Origin of the sequence: Neomesorhizobium albiziae (assembly GCF_900114255.1) — a bacterium.
Classification (GTDB): Bacteria; Pseudomonadota; Alphaproteobacteria; order Rhizobiales; family Rhizobiaceae; genus Neomesorhizobium; species Neomesorhizobium albiziae.
The window spans coordinates 17,140-39,399 of the sequence record NZ_FOSL01000027.1; the positions used below are offsets into that span (position 1 = coordinate 17,140).

Below are 22,260 nucleotides of genomic sequence, written 5' to 3' on the forward strand. Positions count from 1 at the left end.
CAGACATTCCTTTCCGGCGTCAGGCGGCGAAGCATTGCAGGCCGCCAAAGATCGATCGTGATCTTGCCGAGGGATGCTATTGCGTTGGAAAAGAGCCATTTCCGGCAAGATCATGGTGAAACGCAATTTGACGGTTTTCCGTGGCGCGAGCTATTACGCGCTAGTCGCGCAAAATGATCGAAACGTTGCGTTGTCTAAACCTAGATTTATCTGCGATGCTTCGGCCTTTATCAGGCGTGCCATACGGTCAGAGGCGCGCGCAGCGCACACCGAAGTCTTGAACGCACCGCCGCGGCTCAGCGATCGGTTTGACCACCTAAGCTAATCTCGTCCCGGAATAAGCTAAAGTTTACGGGGTGGCGGCATCGAACCAGTGGCATTATTGGCGCAGCCGCGTAGTACCTGCGGAGAAACAGCGTTGTTGATCCGTCGCAGGGGCGGGTTCCAGCGCAACTGCCAGAGGCGGCATGCCGAAAAGCCATTGATTGCGGTTGTTGAAGATAATCGGTTCTTTCGAGAGTCTATGGGAAGGCTGATGAAGTCGTTGGGCTATACCGCGGAACCTTTTGCATCGGCAGCAGATTTCCTCGCATCCAATCATGTGACGGAAACGACCTGTCTCATCGCGGACGTCCACATGCCTGCGATGACCGGGGTCGAACTCCACCGACACCTCCTGGATGCAGGCCACGCGATCCCGACAATCCTTATGACAGCCTATCCGAATGATGCTGACCGGGTCCGCGCCTTAGACGACGGGGTTCTCTGTTACCTTCGCAAGCCGGTTGATGAACAGCAACTCAGACAATGTCTTCGCGCTGCTCTCGTGTCCGGTGGGTCATCTGATGAGAACTTTTGAACCGTCGGGCTCCTGGTCGCCTTCACGAACGTCTTCCCTCGCGCGCCGTCTATCTTACTGCCGCGCACCTGGGGAATTCATTGAGTCGGGTGCGCATCTGGCAAGGTGAACTGGAACACGGCGCCACGAGAGTCATTCGATTCTGCCCACAGCCGGCCCCCATGGGCGCTGATGATCGACCGGCAGATCAAGAGCCCCATCCCCGTGCCGCTGGACTTCGTGGTGTAGAATGCCTCGAAAATACTCTCCAGCTGCTCCGGATCAATACCCGGCCCGGAATCGCCCACTGCGACAAGCGCGCCTTCTTGGTCTTGCCGGGCACAAATCGACAGCTCTCGCGCGCCAAACTCACTCGCGGCCATCGCTTCAACCGCGTTCAGGATCAGGTTCAGCATGACTTGTTGCAGTTGAACGCGATCGCCGTAAACACGCGACCGGCCGTCCGCGAGCCGCGTCTGCACGGACACGCCGTTCCTCATGATCGTGCTTCGCGCCAACACGAGGACCTCGTTGATCGCCGCGCCAAGATCAAAATAACTCTTTCGTGGAGGCGCTTTTCTGATGTGCTCGCGAATTCGGTCGACAATGTTACCAGCTCGATCGGCATCGCCCACAATGCAGCCGAGCGCCTCCCTGACCTCAGCTAGGTCAGGAGGTTGCTTCTCGAGAAAATTCAGCGCGGCGCGGGCGTTGTTGCGCGCACTTGCGATCGGTTGGGTAATTTCGTGAGAAAGCGATGCAGCCAATACTCCCATCGTGCTCACGCGATTTATGTGGGCGAAATCCGACTGCATCTGCTGCACACGAGCCAACGCTCGTGTGCGATCCTCTATGTCCGTCAGCAAAACGTACCAGCGGATAATACGGCCGGAGTCGTCACGAATTGGAATGCCGCGATTGTCGAACCACCGATACTCGCCGTCGAAGCGTCGCAGCCGTTGTTCGATCTGGTAGGGAATCCCGGAAGCGATCGCTCTCGTGAAGACTTCTGCAACGTGAGAAATGTCGTCAACATGCACAGTTCCGTTCGTCCCCCAGTTTTTGAGTTCTTCCAGGGACTGGCCTGTGTACTCGACGATTTGTCTGTTAATGGCCTGAACGTCACCGTCCGGTGCCAAGACACCAACGAGACCCGGTATCCCGTCGATTGCCGAGCGCAAGCTTCGCTCGCTCTCAAGCAATGCCTCTTGCGCACGAATGATTGCCGTCACGTCTGTGCCAGTGCCGCGGTAACCGCGGAATTCTCCGTTGGTGTCAAACACCGGTTTGCCACTTGCTTTCACGTACATCGGGCCGTTACCGCCGGCGACACAATATGTGAAATCGCGGAACGGCTGGCGCGATTCAAGAGCTGCCCAAACAAGCCGCCATTTGTCCGGCTCCGTTTCAACGTCGAGGGCGTGATCCCAGCACACGGTGCCGATCCGAGGCGCCGGGTCAGACCCAAAGGCGTTCTCGGTCAAGTGTGTAAATCTGTAGTCGGTGTCGATCTCCCAAAACCAATCCGACGCAGTTTCGGCATAGTCGCGGAACCGCCCCTCGCTCTCACGTACCGCGGTCTCAGCGCACTTGCGCTCGGTTAAATCGAGCACGAACGCGACACCGTCGCTGCCGCCGACTTCGAACAGCGCGCCGCCGATCAGCACGGGAATTCTGGTTCCGTCCTTGCGGAAAAACTCCTTCTCAAAGGGCTGAAATGTCCCGGTGGAGCGCAGTTCCGCCACGGCTTGTTCATCCCGCGCGCGTAATTCATCCGGGGTCATGTCAGTCCAGCGCAAGCGACCTGAAGCGTAATCCTCCCGCCCATATTGCAGCATGCGCAGAAACGCTTCATTGGCCGACAGGATCCTTCCCTCGAGGTCCCAGATGCAGATGCCCAGGATGTTGGCGTCGACCAGTCGACGAATCTTCGCCTCACGGTCTGCGAGGTCGCGATAAAGGCGCGAATTCTCAAGTGAGATTGCTGCCTGCGACGCGAGCACCTTCAAAACCGTGACACGGTCAGGGGTGAAAACGTTCGGTGCCAGATTGTTTTCAAGATAGAGGACTCCGGTCACTTTGGCTTCATTGACCAGCGGCAGGCAAAGCACCGACCTTGCCCGGCGCGCCCGCACATAGGCGTCCAAGGAATATGTGTGGTGAGCCGAGGCGTCGTCGAGGAGCACGACTTCGCGAGACCGCATGGCGTAGTGGACCAGTGAATCGGGAACTACGTCTGCCGACTCGCCGCTCCGGCGAACGACTATGCCATCCCTGCTGGTCATCGCTTCCGCATCCAGCTGCAGCTCACTCCCGCGCGACAGCAGCAAGACACCGCGCTCGGCGCCGGTGTGCTCGATCGCCAAGCGCATAAGCGTGTCGATCAGTCGCTCCAACTCCATCTCGCCGGACACCGCTTGCGACACCTTAACCACCGTCGCGTAGTCGAGATGTTCGATCGGGACGGCGATCGTCGTAGCCGCGGCACGCCCTGATTCCGGCTCGTGCAGGAACGGATGAAGCGCTTCGAGTTGCCGAACTTTGCCGTCGGCGCCCCAACGCAAATAGCAGAACCGCGCCTCACTTAGATAAGCATTTGCAATCGTTTCGAAGCCGCGCCCCGCGTAAGAGCGGGCGGCCAGTTCATTGGCGAGGCCTTCGTGTTGAACGAAGCGGTGCTCCCGCGCTGAAAATATCGCCTCCTCATAAAGGCGCGTAGCGTCGCTTTCCCGGCGTTCGAGTCGAGCCAATTCTGCGCCAAGCAATGCTGCCCGATGAACGAAATTTTCCGGCCCGCTAAGTGCCCAGTACGCGAATTTCTCCTGATGAGTTCTCAGCCTTTGCAAGGTGTCATCCCGCCCTGCTGTCGCCGTGGCGTCGCAGTGCCCCGCCCAGGCGAGGCCCGCATAAAAATGATACTCGGGCAGCTCCTGTTGAGCGGGTAGCGTCCAAAGCAGCCATTCCGCTTTCAATGCAGCCTTTACGGCGTCGTCGTAGTCGCCGGCGTAAACCTTGAGCTGCAGCTTCCGGATCCAATATCGCGACGCGGCGACGGCAAGAAGGGGATCGCCCTCCAGATGCTGCTCGAAGGTTTTTTCGTCAAATATCCCATCGTTGAAAGAGTTTAGCTTTGGCGTTTGTCCCCGAAGCGCCCGAACTAATCCCAGTTGCGCCGATATGACATCGCTGATCAAGCCGAACTTAACGCTTTGCACGAAGGTGAGCGCACTGCTCGCTTCACGCTCCACTTCGTCCAGCGATTCTCCCGCTGCTAGGAGATTGGTGACTAGGTCGACACGTGAGAAGGACGCATTTTTGAGATCACCCACATCGCGAGCGGCCTCGAAGGCGCGTCGGAACAGCCCTTGGCAAGTCGCCAAAGGCTGCGTCCAGTGCGCGGTGAAAAGCGCAAATAGGTAGTAGACAGTCCCCCTTATGCGATCAAACCTGTGCTTCTCGACCAAATCCAAGGCGATTTCGCCAACACGAAAGCCATTATGAATTTGGTCGGAGTGGAGACTTGGCACGCTGCCAAGTAGCGCATACCCGAAGCACGAGCCTTCGGTGTTCCCGTGCTCAAGGCTAAGCGCCACCATCCGAATGATGATGAGGTGGAACAGGTTCAGATTGGTGAACTGCGCCGCCGAAATCAGCGCAGTGAGCGCATTCATCGTTGCCTGCTGCTCTGGATCGTTCATCAGCGGCAAGTCGAGCAACGCAGGGATGGAAGCGCCCTCGATCTGGCGCCACAATCGACTGCATTCCTGCCTGATGTCGTCGGCTGTTGGGTGTAGCGACCATTGCGGTTGACGCTGGCGCAGATATGAGAGACCGACCGCGACGGCGTCGTCACTTCGATCCAGGATTATGTAGAGGTTGATTAGCAGGTAAGCCACCGCCCCGGTGTCGATGGGGGTCTGAGCTTGTTCTGACAGCGCTAGGAGACGTTGCTCTGCCTCCGGCAGTCGCCCGACCAGATACTCGCACTCCGCGAGGTGGAGCTCGAGGTCGAAGGTAAGCCTGTAATGCCTCGCCCATCCGTCATTCCCGATCAGGGCCCGGCCGGCTTCCAGATACCGCAGCGCTGCCGCGGAGGCGCCTGCTGCCTTGGCTCGCCTGCCCGCAGCGAGGTTGAGTGCGGCGACATGCTCGCGCTCGGCCTCCTCCGTGATCAGCGCCGCGGCGCGATCAAACTGGTTGACGATGTTGAAGACCGCCTCGTCGCGCCTGTCTGCTGGCGTATTCGCGGTGAGCAGCCGGCCGATACTCAAATGCGTTTTGGCGCGCGACTTTTCCGGTATCAACGCGTAGGCGGCTTCTTGCACCCGGTCGTGCGCGAACTTGTAGGTGCCATCGATCCGGTCGATCATTTGTTGGCGCAGCGCCTCCCAGAGAGCCGCGTGCACCTGCTCCTCCGGCTTCCCCAGAACCATCGAGAGTGTCGCGACATCGGCGATGTTGCCGAGGCAGGCAAGCCGCCATAACGCGCCTTGGGTATTGAATGGGAGGTGCTTCAGCTTCGGGGTCAGCAGTTCGACAACATTGTCCGTCTGCTGTTTGGCGTGGATGCCAACGATATCCCAGGACCAACGCCCGTGCTCGTGATCGAAGCCCAAAAGACCCTCGTCGGCGAGGACTTGAAGGAATTGGATCACGAAGAACGGATTGCCGTCAGTCTTGGCGTGCACCACCTGCGCAAGCGCAGTGGCGTCGTCCGGTTCGCAATGAAGCGAGTCCGCGACAAGTTTTCCCACCTCTACAATGCTCAGTGGTTCCAGCCGGATAGTGTTTACCCTGCCAACTCTGCGTATCGTCTCCAGCCGATCCATGAGCGGGTGTCCGACCGTGACTTCGTTGTCGCGGTAGGCGCCGATGACGAGAAGATTGCGCAGGTCAGACCGGGTTAGCAGATCTTCCAGGATGTCGAGGGTCCCTGCGTCCAGCCATTGCAGGTCGTCAAGGAAGAGTGCCAGGGGATGCTCCAGCCGGGCGAAGACGCCGACGAACTGGCGGAACACCAGCTGGAAACGCTGTTGCTTGTCCTGTGGCGGAAGCTCGGGGACCGGCGGCGGCTCGCCAATGATGAGTTTGACTTCGGGAACGAGGTCGATAATCAGCGCTGCGTTCGGTCCCAGCGCCTTCTGAAGCGCGTCGCGCCAAGGCGCAAGGTCGGCATCACTCTTGCCGAGCAGCGGCCGAACCAGGCTCTGAAAAGCCAGTGCAAGTGTTGAGTAGGGAATATCGCGCTTGTACTGATCGAACTTGCCGGATGCAAAAAGGCCGCGCGGCGGCGCCAGGATCGGCTGCAGTTCATTGACAACCGACGACTTGCCCACTCCGGAATAGCCCGAAACCAGCACCAGTTCCGTAGGGCCGCCACTGGCGACGCGATTGAAGGAAGCGAGCAGGGTTTCGACTTCCTTTCGCCGTCCGTAAAGTTTTTCGGGGATCACGAGCCGGTCCGGGGTGTCGTTTTCGCCGAGTGGAAACTCGTCGATTCGACCGTGCGCCTGCCACACGGCCTGACAGCCGCGAAGGTCCCATTCGAGACCGGCGGCGGTCTGATAGCGATCTTCGGCTCTCTTCGCGAGCAGCTTCATGACGATCGACGAAATGACGCCGGGAATTTCCCTCCGCCGGTCGGCAGGTGCGACCGGCCGCTTGGCGAGGTGGCAGTGCACCCATTCCATGGGATCCGCCGCCGTAAATGGCAAAGCTCCGGTCAGCATCTGGTAGAAGGTGACGCCGAGGGCGTAGAGGTCACTGCGGGAATCGATTGACCGATTCATCCGGCCGGTCTGCTCGGGTGCCATATGCGACAGCGTGCCGGCGATCGTCTCGGGAGGACGGGGGGACTGGCGCTCGCGCGCCAACCGTGAGGCAATGCCAAACCCGGTCAGCCGCACCTCGTCGGTCGCAACGTTGACCAGGATATTGGCTGGCTTGATGTCCTTGTGAACGAGGTCCCGCTGGTGAAGCTTGCCGACAGACGCCGCGACAGCGATGGCGAGCCCCAGGAAGCGCCCTACTCCCATAGGCGCGCCAAGCAGCCGGTCGAGTGGTTCACCCTCTGCATTTTCGAGCACCAGGATGGTCCGGCCGGCATCGTGCACGAGATCCAGCGGCCGAATTGCACTGGAACCATCGAGTTGATCTCTAAGTTCGTATTCGTGGGCGAGACGATCGAGGAACGATCGAGACGGATGGTCAGTGGCTGGTTCAACGATCAGCACCGGCCGCCGTTGCCCGTGCTCGTCCAAGCGCCAATCACGGCGGACAACGCGTTCGCCGTCCTCCCACAAGAGCTGCGAGGTGACACTGTTGTGTGCGGTGGTCTGCGAGTGCGCCATGATTGGTCAGACTCCGCCGGCTTCGAGAGCGCGGTCGCCAAGCTTAGCAGGGCGCGCGCCCAGCCAATACAATCTCTGTACCATTGAAAGCGGAGTTTTTTCAAAGCATAGGATTTGTTTAGCCGCCGTCCGCTCGGCCGTTGGAGCAGGCTGAGCAGGTCGCAAGCAGAGTATAGGTCCCCAAGAAGGGTCCATGATATTATCGGGTCAGCCTCGGTTACCCAGAGACCCCTGCCAAACGAAGGTGTAGAATAGCTCCGCGACTGTCAAACTTGGTCATAAACCGGGAGGAAACAGCGATGAGGCTCGACGTCTACGAACAACTGATGAGGATGCAGGCAAGCCGCCGCCGCGTTCTGAAGCAAGCCGCGGTCGCTGCCGCTCTCGCCACCGGATCGTCGGGCGGCGTGCTCGGCGCCGTCGCTCGCTCCTTCGCGCAAGACGGCCTGCGCGCGCAAATCCTGAAGATCCCGGGAATTGGAGCTGGCGAGCCGACGGACGCGGACTGGCAGAAGGTCGGCGAGTTGTGTCTGGGCGATACCAAGAAAAATGTGGCGGAAGGCGAATTCGCCGGGGTCGAACTCACCTTCATGGGTCTCAACAACCAGAACAAGCACAACTTCCTCTTCCGCGGCTTCCTCGCGCCGTGGGAGGCCTATAGTGGCGCCAAGATCAACTGGATCGACCTCGCACAGGCCGACTACAACCCGCGTCTGCAGCAGTCGATTGCAACGGGCACGGTCGACTTCGACATCATCGAGATGGGTGCGCCGCTAGAGGGCGACACTGCTGGCAGAGGCTTTCTTGACGAGATGCCTGACTGGGTGGCGAAGCAGGTCGATGCCGATGACATCGTCGACTACCTGAAGCCGCCGGTTGGAACCTGGAATGGCAAGACCTACCGCGTCACGATCGACGGCGATTGCCACACCTTCTTTTACCGCAAGGACTATTTGGGCGACGGGTCCATCAGCGGCATGACCAATCCGCCAGACACCTGGGCCAAGATCAAGGTCTTCTCCCAAGCCCTCAAGGGAAAGAAAGATCCGCTTACCGGGCGCGATGCCTATGGGTTCCTCGATCCATTGAAATACACTTGGGGCGGGTTCGGTTACTACTTCCTGGCCGACCGCGCCGCGGCTTACGCCAAGCATCCGGACGACCCGGCGTGGCTGTTCGACCCCGACACCATGAAGCCGCGCGTCAACAACCCGGCGTGGGTGCGGGCTATCCAGGACGTGATGGACATGATGCCGGACGAGCCGCTGGACCAGGTGAATGCCGATCCGAACACCACTGCGTCTCAGCAGTTCCTGGCCGGCACCGGCGGCGCGCTCTGCTGGTGGGGAGACATTGGCTCATATGCGCGCACATCGGACACGTCAGTCGTCGGCAATGTCATCGGTTTCTCGATCAACCCCGGCGCCGACGAGGTCTACAACTCGAAGACCAGCCAATGGGAGAAACCCGCCAGCCCGAACTTCGCACCGAACATGGCGCATCTCGGCTGGGGCATCTACGTCACCAACCGTGTCTCGAACGACGAGAAGAAGCGTAAGGCGGCATGGTCGGCGGCAGCTCATCTCGGCGGCAGGGACATTTCGCTCTGGATGGCGGCGTATCCGTCCGGCTTCCAGCCCTATCGCAATTCGCACTTCAACTACGAGGAATGGGCGGCCGCGGGTTACGATCGCGACTATATCGAGGACTATCTCGGCTCAACCGCGGAGAGCTACAATCACCCGAACGCCGCCATAGAGCCGCGCATCCCCGGCATCTTCCAGTATTACTCGATCTTCGAGGACGAACTGGTGAAGGGCATTGCAGGCCAGTACGCCTCCGCTCAGGAGACAGCCGACGCGGTCGCCGCTGCTTGGGAGACGATCACCGACCAGATTGGTCGCGACAGCCAGATCAAGCTCTACAAGGAGTCGCTTGGTATGTAGCCGGCTATCTTGGCACGACTTCAAAAAAGACGCCCAGCAGAGCGCTGCGCGTACCGCCGGGCAAGCTCCGGCCGGCCGATCGTCGGCCAAACTACACGTTGCCGTATGTCTCTCTGAGTTCCTTCTTGTTGAATTTTCCGACGCTCGTCTTGGGCAGTGCATCAACAAACAGGATCTTGTCGGGGATGCCGAACTTCGAAATCACCCCGGCATCGGAAAACGATTTCAGATGTGCCTTTATTTGCATGTCGCTAAGATCGCCGGACCTGGGATTCCTGATGACGAGCGCCAAGGGTCGCTCGCCCCATTTCTCGTCCTTCACGCCGATCACCGCGGCTTCCGACACACCCTCGCACTGCGAAATGAGATCCTCGATCTGCAGCGAAGAGACCCATTCGCCGCCCGACTTGATGACGTCCTTGATGCGGTCGACGACGCGAAGGTAACCGCTCGCGTCGATGACGCCGATATCGCTGGTGTGCAGATATCCGCCAGCCCACAATTGCTCGGAGGCTTCGGCGTTGTCGACATAGCCCTGCGTGAGCCACGGCGCGCGAACAAGGATTTCACCTGGGGTTTTACCGTCATGGGGTACTTCGTTTTGGTCTTTGTCGACCAAGCGAATATCGACAAGTGGTGCCGAAATGCCGGCTTTGGTTCGGATTTCCACCTCTTTCTCGGGATCGCCCGAGAGGTCCGCGGACTTCACCTGCGCCAGACAAAGCAAAGGGGCGCTCTCCGACATCCCGTAGCCGGCATAGACGTCGACGCCGAGCGCGAGCGCTTGCTTGGCGAGCGCCCTCGGTAGTTCAGAGCCGCCGACCACCATCTTCAAGCCGGCGAGATCGGTGTTTGCCGCCGTGGCGGCGCCAAGGAGCATTTGCAGGATCGTCGGAACGCCGTGCGTGACAGTTACGCCTTCGGATTTGATCAGCTTGACCAGCAACGCGGGATCGTAGCGACCGGGATAGACCTGCTTTATGCCGGCAAGAGTGGCCGTCCACGGAAGCCCCCATGCATGCACATGAAACATCGGCGTGATCGGCATGTAGACATCATCGCGGCTGAAGCGGCCCTGTTTCGCGGCAACGCCCGAGAAGGCCATTTCGGCCAGTGCATGGAGCACCAGCTGTCGATGACTGAAATAGACACCTTTCGGCGCACCAGTTGTCCCCGACGTATAGAACGTCGTGGCAAGGGTGTTCTCGTCGAAGTCCGGGAAGTTGTAGTCGGGCGAGGCGGCGGCCAGCAGTTCCTCGTATGCGCCTGCAAATGAGAGGCTGCCTGTCTGGGGCGATGCTCGGTCCGACATCAGGACCAGCGTCTTCACCTTGGGCAGCTGCTGCTTGATGCCTTCCAAAATCGGAACAAAGTCGTCGTTCACCAAAAGCACCGACGACCCCGCGTAATTGATCGTATAGGCGAGCTGTTCCGGCGACAGACGGACATTTACGGTCTGTAGGACAGCCCCCATCATTGGAACTGCGAAATAGGCCTCCAGGAACCGGTTGCTGTCCCAGTCGAGCACGCCGACGGTGTCGCCGGCGGCGATGCCGAGCCCGGCGAGGCTGGACGCCAGCCGCCCGATGCGTTCGCGCAACTGGCGATAGGTGAAGCGGCTTACATCACGATATACGATCTCCTGATCGGCAGCCTGCAGCAGTGGCGTATGCCATAGCTGCTTTATGAGCAGTGGATAGCGATATGCGGAGTCGGTGACTTGTATAAGCCTGCCTGACATGGCGGCGCCCTCGGTTCCTCGCGGTCACATTCGGTCGCCGCTCAAGTTTCAAGTTTCAAAGTTTTGTTGGGGACCACTGTGTTTTTAGCCCCCCGCCAAGCAAACCATGCTAGCTGTCCGGCAACATCGTTCGTTCTCTCATTGCGCGTCGACCTGAACTCGATCTCCCTGCCCCCGATCACTCAGCTGCGATTCTGCCCGAGATAGCCCCTTCCGAAGCCTTGGCACGCAGTTCGAGCAGGCCGAGCAGGAGTTCGTCCCGCTCCGCTTCGAGTTCTTCGACTGTGCGCGATCCGACCTCGGCATGGACGCTGTCGATCAGTCTCTTCTGCACCTCCGGCGTCAGCACCGGCGAGCCCAGGCTCTTCCACGAAGCGGTCATTGGAGCCGCGAACTGTTCCAGGAAGTGCTCGATGCCACCCTGGCCGCCGCCGAGATGATTGAGCATCATGTTGCCCATGATGCCCCAGCGCAGGCCCGGCCCGTAGGTCAGGGCCGTATCGACGTCGGCTGCGCTCAGCACCCCTTCGGCAACCAGGTAATAGACCTCGCGCGCCAACGCAGCCTGAAGACGGTTGGCGACGTGGCCGGGCAACTCCTTGTTGATGCGCACCGTCTGCTTGCCGATCGACGTATAGAACTTCTCAGCGCGCCGGATTGTTTCTTCGGAGGTTTTTGCCCCGCCGACAATCTCGACCAGCGGCATCAGGTGCGGCGGATTGAACGGATGGCCGATGACGCAGCGCTCGGGATGAGATATTGCGCCCAGCTGGATCTGGCTCATGGCAAGCCCCGACGAACTGGAGGCAATAATGACGTCGGGCGGCAACAGCCCGTCGAGTTGGCCATAAAGCTTCTGCTTAAAATCGAGCCGCTCGGGCCCGTTCTCCTGCACGAGGTCGACGTCCTTCACGGCCTCTGCCAGATCGGTCGTAAAGACGAGCCTGAGTGGCGAGGCGCCAGGGGTGAGACCCAACCTCTCGAGCGCTGGCCAGGCGGCGTCAACGAACGCTCTTAACGAGGCTTCGGCATTGGGTGCGACGTCGGTTGCGACGACGTCGAGTCCTTTGGCTAGGAAGAGCGCCGTCCAGCTCGCGCCGATAACCCCTGTCCCGATGACAGCGACCTGGCGAATGGTTTTGATGTCGGACATGGTGTGATCTCCTTGGAAATGGTCAGGCATAAGCAATGCCGCTGAGGTTGCCCTGGGCATAGAGAAGCGTCCGCTTCTCCGATCCATCGAGTTTCGCGCAATAGACGGACCCGCCGAGATCGGTGACGAACATGCGGTTGCCGGCGACATCGAGGGCGATGCCGATGCCCTCCATGAGGTCCGTGAGCACGACCTCCGGCAGGCGACCGCTGCCGGCCGGCGCGTCGATCGGGGCGCGATTGACGGTATTGCCGAAGGGCGGATTGCCACGATCGGTCCAATAGAGGACGCGGCTTTCCAGATCGAGCTCGAGGTCGATTGGCTCCGGCAGGTCGTCGAACAGCACTTCGATATCCGTGCGATTGGCGGCGTCCTCCCCCTCAGGCAGCTCTATGCCCGCGCGGAAGATCCGGCCGAGTTCGGAGTTGTCGGGGCCTTTCTGGGTCCAGTAGATCTGTCGGCGAACCGGGTCCACCGTGATCCCGACGCACCATCGCGTCGCGTCGCGACGATCGTCGTCGCCCTCGCCCGTCTCTACCAGCGTCTCGACATTCGTGCCGTCGAGATTTGCGCGCATCACCCGCATGCCCTCGCGATCCGACCAGTAGAGCTTGCCGCTGTGCTTCTCCAAATGAAGCTGCTTCGGCGTGTGGGTGCGGCCCGGCGCGACGATAACCTTCCGATTTCCACCGTCGAAATCGGCGCGTTCGATGGACCCGTCGTTGAGGTTGGGAACCCCCATGTTGGTCCAGTAGATATGGCCGGCCTCGACGTCGATCGCGATGCCGTCGGGAAGCGGGCAGCCGGCGATGATGACCCTTCGTTCGGAGCCGTCCGCATTCATCGTGTGAATGCGACCGCCGCTCAGCTCCAGAAAGAACAATCGGCCGATGCGGGTCGCGCCCGATGAAACTTTTGCCCTGGTAGTCTCTAGTACGCTCATGATTTTTCCTTTCGTGTCCCCGTCGCGCCCAGAAAAGTTGCGAGCCTGGGACCAACGGATCAGGATGGCGCAGGCAGCAACTATTCCGCCGCGACCGACGCTGCCCCTTTCGTGAAATTCGGCGGGCGCTTTTCGATGAAAGCAGACAACGCCTCCTTGGCATCGGCGGAGCGCAATCGCTGGCTGAACTCTTGCCCTTCCTTTTCGATCGCCGCCTTGACTTGGTCGATGAAGCCCAGCTTCAAGAGCCGCTTGCTGGCCCACAATGCTCCGCTTGGTTTCGCTGCGAGCTTCTTCGCTGTCTCCATTGCTGTCGCGAACAGGCGATCGTCAGGCACCACGCGGGTCACCAGGCCCAGCTCTGCCGCTCGCGCGGCTCCGAAGGGCTCTCCCAACAGGAACAATTCCGCCGCCCGGATATGCCCGATGCGCGCCGGCAGCGAATAGCTCGAGCCGAACTCCGGCGTGAGCGCCAGGTTGATGAATGGCAGCTGAAACCGCGCGCCTTGGCCCGCGTAGACGACATCGCAGTGCGTCAGCATCGTGGTTCCGCCGCCGATCGCCGCGCCTTGCACGGCCACGACGATCGGCTTTTCGAACTTGATGAATGCTTCCATCAGCTGGGCCTGCGGAGGTTTCCCCGACGCGGGCGGGGGCTTCAGGAAATCGGCGGCGTCGTTGCCGGCGCAGAAGGCGTCTCCAGCGCTGTGCCAGAGGACGACATCGGTTTCTTCGTCGTCGGCGGCTTCGTTGAAAATTTCCGCCAGGCGCGTGTACATGGCTTTCGTCATCGCGTTCTTCTTCTCGGGCCGATTGAACTCGATCCGCAGGATGCCGCCGGAACGCTCGGTGATGATGTCGTTCATTGCTTGACTCCCGTGTGTTCGTTTCGGTCCGCTAGGCCGCGCGTTCCTTTGCCATCGGCGCGGCGCCGCCTCTGCGCAGCCCCTCGATGCCCCGGGCGTCAAACCCCAGCTCTTGCAGTACTTCTTCGGTATGTTCACCAAGATCGGGCGCGCGCCGGGCAGGAACTTTCTTGACGCCATGCACCTGGATCGGACTGCTGATCGTCTCGGTGAGCTTGCCGCCAGCGCCCTCGAGCGGAACGACGATCTCGTTGAGCGTCAGCTGCGGATCCTTGATCACCTCTTCCGGCCCGCGCACGGCTCCGAACGTGACGTTGACGCCGCTGAAAACCTCATGCCAGTGCGCCATCGGCTGGCCGCCGAACACTTCGTCGAGAATTGCAGTGAGCTGCGGCCGATTTGCCGCGAGCTTTGCGCGATCGGAGAACCGCGGGTCTGTCAGGAGGTCCTCGCGCCCGATGGCTTGCGCCACGGCAACGAACCTGTCGGGCGCGATGATGAGCACGAACCAGGTTCCGTCGGAGGCGCGATAGACGTTGAGCGCTGCATTCGCTGGATTCTTGCGATCATGGGGGGCGGCAAACGTCGCGCCGGCCAATGCGCCCTGGATCGAGACGCTTGCCGACCAGACGCCTTCCGCAAGCAGCGAGGTGGTGACATACGCTCCCTCGCCGGTACGTTCACGGCGATAGAGCGCCGTAACGATGGCCGAGTAGAGGCCCATGGCTGTCGCGTTGTCACCGCTTCCGCCGACCGGCCAGGTTGGCGGCGAGCCGGCGTCGCGCGTCATCGACAGCAGACCGCTGCGCGCCCAGTACGAGGTGATGTCGAAGCCGGGCAGATCGGCATCCGGGCCCTTCTCGCCGAAGCCAGTGAGATCTGCATAGATCAACCGCGGATTCCATTGCACGACATCGCTGTACTCAAGCTTCAGCTTGCGGCGGGCGTGGTGCGGCGTATTGACGACGAGCACGTCGGCCCAGGTGACGAGCTTCTGGAGCACCTGCTCAGCGTCGGGCGATTTGAGATCGAGCGTGATGCTTCGCTTGTTGCGGTTGGCGAGATGCCACTGATAGGGCTCCTCCGCGAGCGGCTGCGGGGCGACCCGGTTCCCATGTCTCCATGGGTCGCCGCTCGGCGGCTCGATCTTGATGACGTCGGCGCCGAAGTCCGATAGGATGACGGCGGCGCTGGGGCCGGCGACGAAGCTTGAGAAGTCCGCCACCTTCAGTCCGGAGAAGATATTTTCGGTTTCCATTTGGTTTGATCCTTGATGTTGCGGGCGAGCGGTTCAGCGCCCGTGGAACTGGGGTGCGCGCTTCTCGAGGAATGCCAACGTGCCCTCATTCTTGTCCTCCGTTCCGGCGCACAGGCCGAAGTAGGAGGCTTCGAGGGCGAGGCCTTCGCTCTGGCTCGTTTCCATGCCCTTGTTCGTGGCTTCGAGCGCATACCGCACGGCTATGGGTCCGTTGGCGGCGATCTCGCGGAGGATCGCTTCCGCGCGCGGAATCAGCTCCGTGGCTGGCACGATTTCGTTGACAAGTCCGATGCGGTGCGCTTCCTCAGCGCTGATCAGGCCGCCGGTCAAAATAAGCTGAAGCGCTCGACCCTTGCCGATCAGTCGGGGCAACCGCTGGGTGCCGCCGCCGCCGGGAACCAACCCCAGCTTCACTTCAGGCTGGCCGAACTTGGCCTGAGGGACCGCGATTCGGATAGTGCAGGCCATCGCCGCCTCGCACCCGCCGCCCAGGGCAAAGCCGTTGATGGCAGCGATGACCGGCTTGCCGAGATCCTCGATCAGATAAAGCACCGCCTGTCCGAAGCGGCTCGATGCCTCTGCCTCGACCGAACTTACATGCGCCAACTCGCTGATATCGGCGCCAGCGACAAACGCCTTGTCGCCCGCACCGGTAAGAATAACGCCGCGCACACTGGCGTCGTCGCGCGCATCCTCGAAGGCCGAGCGAAGGTCGAGCCAGGTGGACCGGTTGAGCGCGTTGAGCACCTTCGGGCGATTGATCGTCACATAGGCGATTGCGTTCCGTTTTTCGTAGAGGACATTGCGGAGCCGCGGTCCGGTGTTCAGCTCGCCGACTGGCAAGCTCATGTCGTATTCAAGTGTATGGGCGGCAGCTGGCGAGCTCATGGATCGTCTCCTGAGTTTCGATCTGGATGAAGGGGACTTGGCCGTTCCGGCAGATCAGCGCTCAAACGAAGGCGCTGAACCCGGTCGCAGCCTTGCCGACGATGAGGTTCTGCATCTGGAAGGTGCCCTCGTACGAGTAGAGCGCCTCGGCATCGGCGAACAAGCGTCCAACATTGTTGTCGACGATGATGCCGTTGGCGCCGTGCACCTCGCGTGCCCAGGCGACGGTCTCGCGCATTCTCGCGGTCGTGAACGCCTTAGCCAGAGAGGCGTGCTGGTCCAAAAGCTTGCCCTCTTCGTGGAGTTGCTCGAGGCGCAGCATCAATGCCTGGCTCGCCGTCACATTTGCGAGCATTCGGGCGATGAGATCCTGCATGAGCTGGAACGAAGCGATCGGCTTGCCGAACTGCAGCCGCTGCTGCGTATATTTCACCGCGGCTTCGTAGGCGCCCATCTGCACTCCGGTAGCCATCCAGCCGACGCCGGACCGCGTCTCGCGCAGCACGTGCGCGGTGTCGCGGAAGGAATTGGCATTCTGCAGGCGGTTGGCTTCCGGAACCCGGCATTCCTTCATGGTGATCAGGCCGTTCTGAACCACCTTGAGAGCCATCTTGTTCTGGATTTTCTCCACGCTGAAGCCGGGCGTCGTCTTGTTCTCGACGATGAAGCCCTTGACCTGGTTATCGGCCACGTCGCGCGCCCAGATGATCGACACGTCGCACCAGGGTGCGTTGCCGATCCACTTTTTCTCGCCGTTGATGACCCACGTATCGCCTTGGCGTTTCGCGGTCGTGAGGAGCCCTCCGCCCGTGCCCGAGCCGACCAGCGGTTCGGTCAGGCCGAAGCAACCTATCATCTCCCAACGCGCCATGGGCGGAAGCCATTTCTGCTTCTGCTCCTCAGAGCCCAACAGGGCGATCGTCCCCATGGCAAGACCGGTGTGAACCCCAAAGAAAGTGGTGAACGACGGATCGACGCGAGACATCTCCATCGCCACCATGCCCTTCAGCTTCGAGCTGTAACTTCCGACGTTGAGGTCGCCGATGTTGAGCTCCTTCAAGGCTGGGATCAGCTCGAACGGGAAAGCGTCTCTGACCCAGTAATCGTTGATGATGGGCGCGACCCTGGTCTCCATGAAATCGCACACCTTGTTGAGGACCGCCTGTTCATCGGCGCTCAATGTCTGCTCGATTTGGTAGAAGTCGCCGTTGGGTGCCGGCAGCGCTTTCGACTTCTTGTCTTCCCTGATTGCGATGGTTGCAATTGCCATCATCTTTCTCCTGCTCGATCCTGATCTCTTGGAATGAAGTGTGTACGCAGCAATATGGCCTCAGCCGGCGCTTTATTCTTGGAGAACTCTGCCGCGGGTAGGATGCACGTGCCCGATTTCTTGCTGTCTTCGGCGTAGGTGTCGGCACACCAACGGGATCGGAAATCAGCGTGACGAATAATTGCCCCGCCAGGCCTTCAACGTGCCGGTGGCATCGCGCCGCGACAGCCGAAGGCGTCCGCGCTCAAGCGGCCAAGTCGCGACACAAGATTCCCTAATCCTGACAATCGGTCGGATGGCTGACCTTCAAGGATGGCAGCGTGCCTGCCATCGAACGCTCGCGTTTCAAGCTCGAAACGTGAGCTTGGGTTCTGACGCGAGGCCAGCGATGGAGAACTGGGTCATTTGGATCAGAGGTTGAACAAATCTCTGATACGCGCCCGCAAGGTCCTTAACGTCGTTGCGGGCGCAACCCCCTCGCCTTGCCCAACCCGAAGCAGCTCCGATGCACTCCGCTTCGAAAGAAGCGAGGCCAGCTCATCGACAATGGCAGGGCGATCTCGCATCAAGGGGGCCAGGCCTTCCTGTATAATCTCGTAGACGACCACAAAGGTTAGCGCCTTGATGCTGCCAAACTCACCGTCCCCAGTGAGAAGACCGCCGTCGCCGAAGAAGTCTCCAGGCGCCAGACGGCCGAGTTCCGTCTCGCGCGTGCCGTCGCGGCGATTTACGGATACGACGCCGCTACGTACAATCATAAGCGACTTCAACACCTCGCCCTGGGCGGCGAGGACCTCGCCTTTTGGAAAGGTTCGGCGCACCATCGTGGAGGCGAGAGATTCCCGCTCGTCCTCGGTCAGCGAGGCGAAAAGGGGGATCGAATCCAGAAGTCGGCGCGGCGTGGTGTGAAAGCCAAACCGCACCTCGTCAACTTTCGGGAATGCCGGGCTAACGGCTTCGGCGGGCGCAGCGAGAGAGAGTCCGGCCGCCTTTGAATGACGGTAGATCAGGTCGAAGATCTCGCTTCTTGCCCTGCTGGCGACGGCTATCTCTGCCACTCTGAAAGCGAGCTGCAACTCCACGGCGCCTCCATCCAGCGACAGTATTTGTACACTCGGCTCCGGTTGCGCCAGTATCGAATTGCTGCTCAAGAATACCGAGCGCATCACATCGACCATCGCGGACGGCGCGGTGCTTGATCGAAAGCGGACCGTCAGCGACACACCGTGGCTCCTCTCGGGGCTGCTGAGGTTTGTCAGCCTTGCCTTCGCGAGGTCGCTGTTGGGAACAATCACCAGATCGTTTGCATCTGTGAGAAGATGGGTGGCGCGCCAATTCATCTCGACCACCTTGCCTTCGATGCCGTTGCTCAGCACAAGCCAGTCCCCAATTCCGTAAGGCCTGGCGAGGTTTAGAGCTATCCCTGAAAAGAGGTCCCCGAGTGTACTTTGCAGTGCAAGGCCCAGGACGATGGCGACCGCGCCGGACGTGGCTATCAGTGTTCCGACCGGGGCGTTGAACACATAGGCGATGATGGATAGCGCCGCCCCGACATAGATGAATCCCACAACGAGATCCTGAAGAAGCCGTCCCTCACGGGGCTGGCGTTCGAGGATGAGGAACACGCGGACCACGCCGATCAAAGACCATGCAGCATTGATCCACCAGATCACCTTGGCGATGCCGATCAATATGCGCTGCAATGTGGAGATGCCGGCAGGGCCGAGTTGATAGGGGATGATCCCGTGATGGAGCAGCAGCGCCGTTAGCACCAAAAAGAACGCCAGTTGACCGACCAGGCGAAGCGTCGGGCGGCCGCGGAGCAGAATGCGGGTAACCAATGCACCCGCGGCCAGCATGCCAATCTGGACGATGGGGCTCGCGATGAAATCGGATAGATGATCGTAGTCAATCATGGGATGGAGAGCCTCCTATTGTTCAACACCCCAGGTGCCGCACGGATCGACGCAAACATGGAGGCAGGTTCGTGCCTCGGGGTCTCAATTCCGGGTGCCGATCACGAACGATCGCTTAATCATGGAAAGGGGTTGCCGCCTTCGACAAAGCGATCGCGCCTTTGACGTTTCGCGCATGATTTAACATTCATGCCGCCAGGAACTTGGTGCCGAAGCTATATGAGTGACGGTTTGCCAACCCGAAATCGACCGACCTTCCATGTAATCTAAAGTTCAGCCCGGTGAACCATGAGGCTATTCGCCGATACCTGAGCGCAATAGATCGCAGCATTCGAAATCATCAAACTGCATCCCATCACGGCCGACGCCCGTATGTAATTCGTCCCGGCTGGCACAGGATGTTGTGAGGTTTCGATATGGAAAGGCCATACAGCGAGGCGGCAGACGCTTCGTCTCAAATCGATCTCGAGTTTGGCTCCTTGGCAAACAGCCTCGTGTTGCTCCTTGAAGCAGCCAAGAGCGATCTCGAGCATGATCGGGAAGCGGCTAGGACATCGCTGGCCACTGCGTCATCCATCCTCCAATCGGAGGTCGAGCGCCGTTCAGGCGCTAAAGCCTCGAGAACGGGTGGATTGGCGGGTTGGCAGATAGCGCGTGTCCGCTCCTTCATCGACCGGAATCTGGACCGGACCATTCACGCGAGTGACCTCAGCGCCGTTGCGCGGCGGAGCACGGCGCATTTTTCGCGCTCGTTCAAACAAGCGTTCGGAGAACCGCCGCACGCCTACATCGTGAGGCGGCGGCTCGAGGAAGCCTGTCACCTTATGCTGACCAGCACGGCTCCGCTGAGCGAAATCGCCCTAAGCGTCGGGTTTTCCGACCAGGCGCATTTGAGCAAGCTTTTCAGGCAAGCCTTTGGCCAAAGTCCATCGAACTGGCGGCGCGAGCGCAACACGCGATGGCACCCCTGGCTGATCCCGTCGGGCCCTCGCGCTGGCCTCGAGCCACTACTCAGCGCTGCAGGCGGAATTTCGTGAAGGGGGTCTGCGCCGAAATATGGCGGCCATCCCGCAGTCCGAACCAGGACCAGCCAGGAGCCGCCGCCAACACCAGACACGTAAACGAGGTGCCGGAGCAAGTTTGATGATTGCGCATTCCCCAACCGCGAAACAGTCGCCTTTCGAAATCGCAGGCTTCCCCCTGCAGTCCTGGGCATTTGCGGTTCGCATCTGGATGGCTGCGGTGGTCGCCTTGTTGGCGAGTTTCTGGCTCCAACTCGAGGCGCCGTCCTCGGCCATGCTCACCGTCATGATACTAGCGGAGCCGACCCGCGGGCAGGTACGGGAAAAGGCCGGCTATCGTCTGATCGCGACCGCCCTGGGGGTGCTCGCCTCGATTGCAATCGTGGGATCGCTGTCCCAAACGAGAGACTTGTTTCTCGTGGCCTTCGCGGCATGGATGGGCCTATGCGTCTATGCGTGCGGACTGCTTGATGGCTACCGCGCCTACGCGGCGGTCCTATCGGGCTATACCGTCGCATTGATCGCCATCCAGCAAATCGACAATCCGCAGTTTGTCTTTCAAGTAGCGATGGAGCGCGGTGCTGCTATTGCGGTGGGCGTAATGGCAATCACGCTCGTAAACGATCTGCTGTTTGCTCCCGATCGCCATCCGCGGCTTGGTGCGCAGCTCGCAGCCCTTCACCACCGCGTGCGAAACTATGCTCGCGCGGTCATTCGCCACGAGGCCACCGATACGGTGGCAGTCGCGACCCTGATCAGGGAGATCGTTGCGCTCCGCCCGGACATCTCGAGCCTCGCCGCCGAATCGAGCAGCGGTCCGGTGAGAAGTGCGGCGGCTCGCAGTGCGATGGTGGCGCTCGTGGCGGAGCTGCAGGCGGCGCGCGCCCTGGCCGCGTTTCCCGCAATTACCGATCAGGCACTGCGCGAAGGATCCTTGTTCCATTTGGGCACCGAACAGTCTTTGCAAACCTCGTCCCGCGACGATGACGTCGACTTGCCCGGCGCCGCGTCAACATCACTTGGGCGGGCGCTGCGCGAACTGCTGCGGCGGGATGCAGAGGTTCGCCTTCATCTTTCCGCGCTGAAGTCGGTCGTGCGCCCATCGCGGTCATGGCGGGCGCCACTCTACCACTCGCAGCGTATTGCAATCGAAAACGGTGTCCGGGCGGCCGCGTGCGTTGCGGCAGCTTCGCTCTTTTTCGTTCTGGCGGGCTGGCCGAGCGCGAGCTCATCGCTTTCGCTGGTTGCGGTCGTCCTTGCACTGGGTGCGACGACACCTGCGCCGCGGGCATTCACGGCGCTCGGTCTTGTCGGGGCGCCGATTGCGGTCGCTCTCACGGGCATCCTCGAATTCTTCGTTCTCAATGGCGTCTCCGACTTTCCGCTGCTGGCGATTGGCCTTGCTCCATTCCTGATCGGGGCGGCATTGGTGGCGACCCTGCCAAACCCGGTCTTGTCGGGTCTCGGGAAGGTCAACCTGATTTTCATTTCGGCCCTGTTCGCAGCGAGCAATCCGCAAACCTACAATCCGCAGTCATTTCTTTTCACGTCGTTGTTCGTCTGTCTCGCGGCGGGCGTGCTGCTGGCAACCCAGTACCTCATTCCTCCCGTGTCAGACGGCCAACGCAGACGCTGGCTGCTCGCATCGGCTCGACATGACCTTCGCGTGCTGGCGGAACGCACCGATCGACGCTACGCGCCCGAGGAGGCAGCATTTCGCGATGCCGTGCGGGTCGGGCAGATCGCAGGCGCTGGCCCCAACGACGCGGAGTACCGCACTTCCGTCGAGCAAGCGCTGGCGTATTTCGATCAAGCCGCGGCGATCCGCTTCGGAGCCGCTCAAACGCATGGACGCGAGTCATGACGCACGATTTCCATGAGTTCATAATCGGCGGAGTCCTGTTTGCCCCGTTCGTCACCTACGCGGCTTCGGCGCTCGCCATCATCCTGGTGCTTCGGCCGATCCTGCGCCTCATCGGTTTCGCAACGATCTTCAGCCACGTGTCGATCGCCGAATTCAGCCTGTACGTGGTCGTGCTGAGCAGCCTCGTGCTTCTCGCCTAAGGAGA

General features: G+C 60.7%; 14 protein-coding genes. 5 read left to right on the forward strand and 9 right to left on the reverse strand.

The features are described 5' to 3' along the window. Positions 1 to 418: 418 nt before the first annotated feature. The gene (locus F3H98_RS26190; RefSeq protein ID WP_244621911.1) at positions 419 to 859 is read left to right on the forward strand and encodes a response regulator transcription factor; all 441 of its coding nucleotides are present in this window, start codon (positions 419 to 421) and stop codon (positions 857 to 859) included. A gap of 77 nt (positions 860 to 936) precedes the next feature. On the opposite strand, the gene F3H98_RS26195 is transcribed toward F3H98_RS26190, so the two are convergent. Beyond that, complete coding sequence (locus tag F3H98_RS26195) at positions 937 to 7,188, reverse strand: AAA family ATPase (RefSeq protein WP_149763274.1); 6,252 nt, start codon at positions 7,186 to 7,188, stop codon at positions 937 to 939. A 299-nt stretch (positions 7,189 to 7,487) separates the two neighbouring features. Here F3H98_RS26195 and F3H98_RS26200 point away from each other — a divergent pair, with 299 nt between their 5' ends. Next, positions 7,488 to 9,134, forward strand: a complete 1,647-nt coding sequence (locus tag F3H98_RS26200) for a type 2 periplasmic-binding domain-containing protein (RefSeq protein WP_149763276.1) — start codon at positions 7,488 to 7,490, stop codon at positions 9,132 to 9,134. Positions 9,135 to 9,225: 91 nt separating this feature from the next. Here F3H98_RS26200 and F3H98_RS26205 read toward each other — a convergent pair whose 3' ends face one another. The 8 genes from F3H98_RS26205 to F3H98_RS26240 form a co-directional block, all read right to left on the reverse strand. Beyond that, positions 9,226 to 10,875 (reverse strand): fatty acid--CoA ligase, encoded by a 1,650-nt coding sequence (locus F3H98_RS26205; RefSeq protein ID WP_149763278.1) that lies wholly within the window; start codon positions 10,873 to 10,875, stop codon positions 9,226 to 9,228. A gap of 178 nt (positions 10,876 to 11,053) precedes the next feature. Next, positions 11,054 to 12,028: a 3-hydroxyacyl-CoA dehydrogenase NAD-binding domain-containing protein gene (locus F3H98_RS26210; RefSeq protein WP_149763280.1), complete on the reverse strand. Its 975-nt coding sequence runs from the start codon at positions 12,026 to 12,028 to the stop codon at positions 11,054 to 11,056. Positions 12,029 to 12,050: 22 nt separating this feature from the next. Continuing rightward, entirely contained in the window at positions 12,051 to 12,971 is a 921-nt protein-coding gene (locus F3H98_RS26215) for a 3-hydroxyacyl-CoA dehydrogenase (protein WP_149763282.1), read from the reverse strand. Between the two features lie 80 nt (positions 12,972 to 13,051). Continuing rightward, on the reverse strand, positions 13,052 to 13,837 hold the full coding sequence (locus F3H98_RS26220; protein WP_149763284.1) for an enoyl-CoA hydratase: 786 nt from the start codon (positions 13,835 to 13,837) through the stop codon (positions 13,052 to 13,054). 31 nt (positions 13,838 to 13,868) lie between these two features. Beyond that, entirely contained in the window at positions 13,869 to 15,095 is a 1,227-nt protein-coding gene (locus tag F3H98_RS26225; RefSeq protein ID WP_149763286.1) for a CaiB/BaiF CoA transferase family protein, read from the reverse strand. Between the two features lie 33 nt (positions 15,096 to 15,128). Next, positions 15,129 to 15,983: an enoyl-CoA hydratase-related protein gene (locus F3H98_RS26230; protein WP_149763288.1), complete on the reverse strand. Its 855-nt coding sequence runs from the start codon at positions 15,981 to 15,983 to the stop codon at positions 15,129 to 15,131. A 61-nt stretch (positions 15,984 to 16,044) separates the two neighbouring features. Beyond that, the gene (locus tag F3H98_RS26235; RefSeq protein ID WP_149763290.1) at positions 16,045 to 17,253 is read right to left on the reverse strand and encodes an acyl-CoA dehydrogenase family protein; all 1,209 of its coding nucleotides are present in this window, start codon (positions 17,251 to 17,253) and stop codon (positions 16,045 to 16,047) included. Between the two features lie 410 nt (positions 17,254 to 17,663). Further along, the gene (locus F3H98_RS26240) at positions 17,664 to 19,169 is read right to left on the reverse strand and encodes a mechanosensitive ion channel family protein (RefSeq protein ID WP_149763292.1); all 1,506 of its coding nucleotides are present in this window, start codon (positions 19,167 to 19,169) and stop codon (positions 17,664 to 17,666) included. A 416-nt stretch (positions 19,170 to 19,585) separates the two neighbouring features. On the opposite strand from F3H98_RS26240, the gene F3H98_RS32615 reads away from it, so the two are divergent. The 3 genes from F3H98_RS32615 (at position 19,586) to F3H98_RS26255 (ending at position 22,255) form a co-directional block, all read left to right on the forward strand. Next, a complete protein-coding gene (locus tag F3H98_RS32615; RefSeq protein WP_149763294.1) occupies positions 19,586 to 20,206 on the forward strand; it encodes a helix-turn-helix domain-containing protein in 621 nt (206 codons plus the stop codon). A 106-nt stretch (positions 20,207 to 20,312) separates the two neighbouring features. After that, on the forward strand, positions 20,313 to 22,055 hold the full coding sequence (locus F3H98_RS26250; protein WP_188130567.1) for an FUSC family protein: 1,743 nt from the start codon (positions 20,313 to 20,315) through the stop codon (positions 22,053 to 22,055). Then, positions 22,052 to 22,255 carry a DUF1656 domain-containing protein gene (locus F3H98_RS26255; RefSeq protein ID WP_149763298.1) on the forward strand — a complete coding sequence of 68 codons (204 nt, stop codon included), beginning with the start codon at positions 22,052 to 22,054 and terminating at the stop codon, positions 22,253 to 22,255. The genes F3H98_RS26250 and F3H98_RS26255 overlap by 4 nt, the downstream gene beginning before the upstream one ends. The last annotated feature ends 5 nt before the right edge of the window (positions 22,256 to 22,260 follow it).

Bases quoted from the DNA above. Each gene is read 5' to 3' on its own strand.
- F3H98_RS26195 (WP_149763274.1), bottom strand. From the start codon at position 7,188: ATGGCGCACTCGCAGACCACCGCACACAACAGTGTCACCTCGCAGCTC.
- F3H98_RS26250 (WP_188130567.1), top strand. From the start codon at position 20,313: ATGATTGCGCATTCCCCAACCGCGAAACAGTCGCCTTTCGAAATCGCA.
- F3H98_RS26255 (WP_149763298.1), top strand. From the start codon at position 22,052: ATGACGCACGATTTCCATGAGTTCATAATCGGCGGAGTCCTGTTTGCC.
- F3H98_RS26235 (WP_149763290.1), bottom strand. From the start codon at position 17,253: ATGGCAATTGCAACCATCGCAATCAGGGAAGACAAGAAGTCGAAAGCG.
- F3H98_RS26225 (WP_149763286.1), bottom strand. From the start codon at position 15,095: ATGGAAACCGAAAATATCTTCTCCGGACTGAAGGTGGCGGACTTCTCA.
- F3H98_RS26215 (WP_149763282.1), bottom strand. From the start codon at position 12,971: ATGAGCGTACTAGAGACTACCAGGGCAAAAGTTTCATCGGGCGCGACC.
- F3H98_RS26240 (WP_149763292.1), bottom strand. From the start codon at position 19,169: ATGATTGACTACGATCATCTATCCGATTTCATCGCGAGCCCCATCGTC.
- F3H98_RS26210 (WP_149763280.1), bottom strand. From the start codon at position 12,028: ATGTCCGACATCAAAACCATTCGCCAGGTCGCTGTCATCGGGACAGGG.
- F3H98_RS26220 (WP_149763284.1), bottom strand. From the start codon at position 13,837: ATGAACGACATCATCACCGAGCGTTCCGGCGGCATCCTGCGGATCGAG.
- F3H98_RS26200 (WP_149763276.1), top strand. From the start codon at position 7,488: ATGAGGCTCGACGTCTACGAACAACTGATGAGGATGCAGGCAAGCCGC.
- F3H98_RS26205 (WP_149763278.1), bottom strand. From the start codon at position 10,875: ATGTCAGGCAGGCTTATACAAGTCACCGACTCCGCATATCGCTATCCA.
- F3H98_RS32615 (WP_149763294.1), top strand. From the start codon at position 19,586: ATGGAAAGGCCATACAGCGAGGCGGCAGACGCTTCGTCTCAAATCGAT.
- F3H98_RS26230 (WP_149763288.1), bottom strand. From the start codon at position 15,983: ATGAGCTCGCCAGCTGCCGCCCATACACTTGAATACGACATGAGCTTG.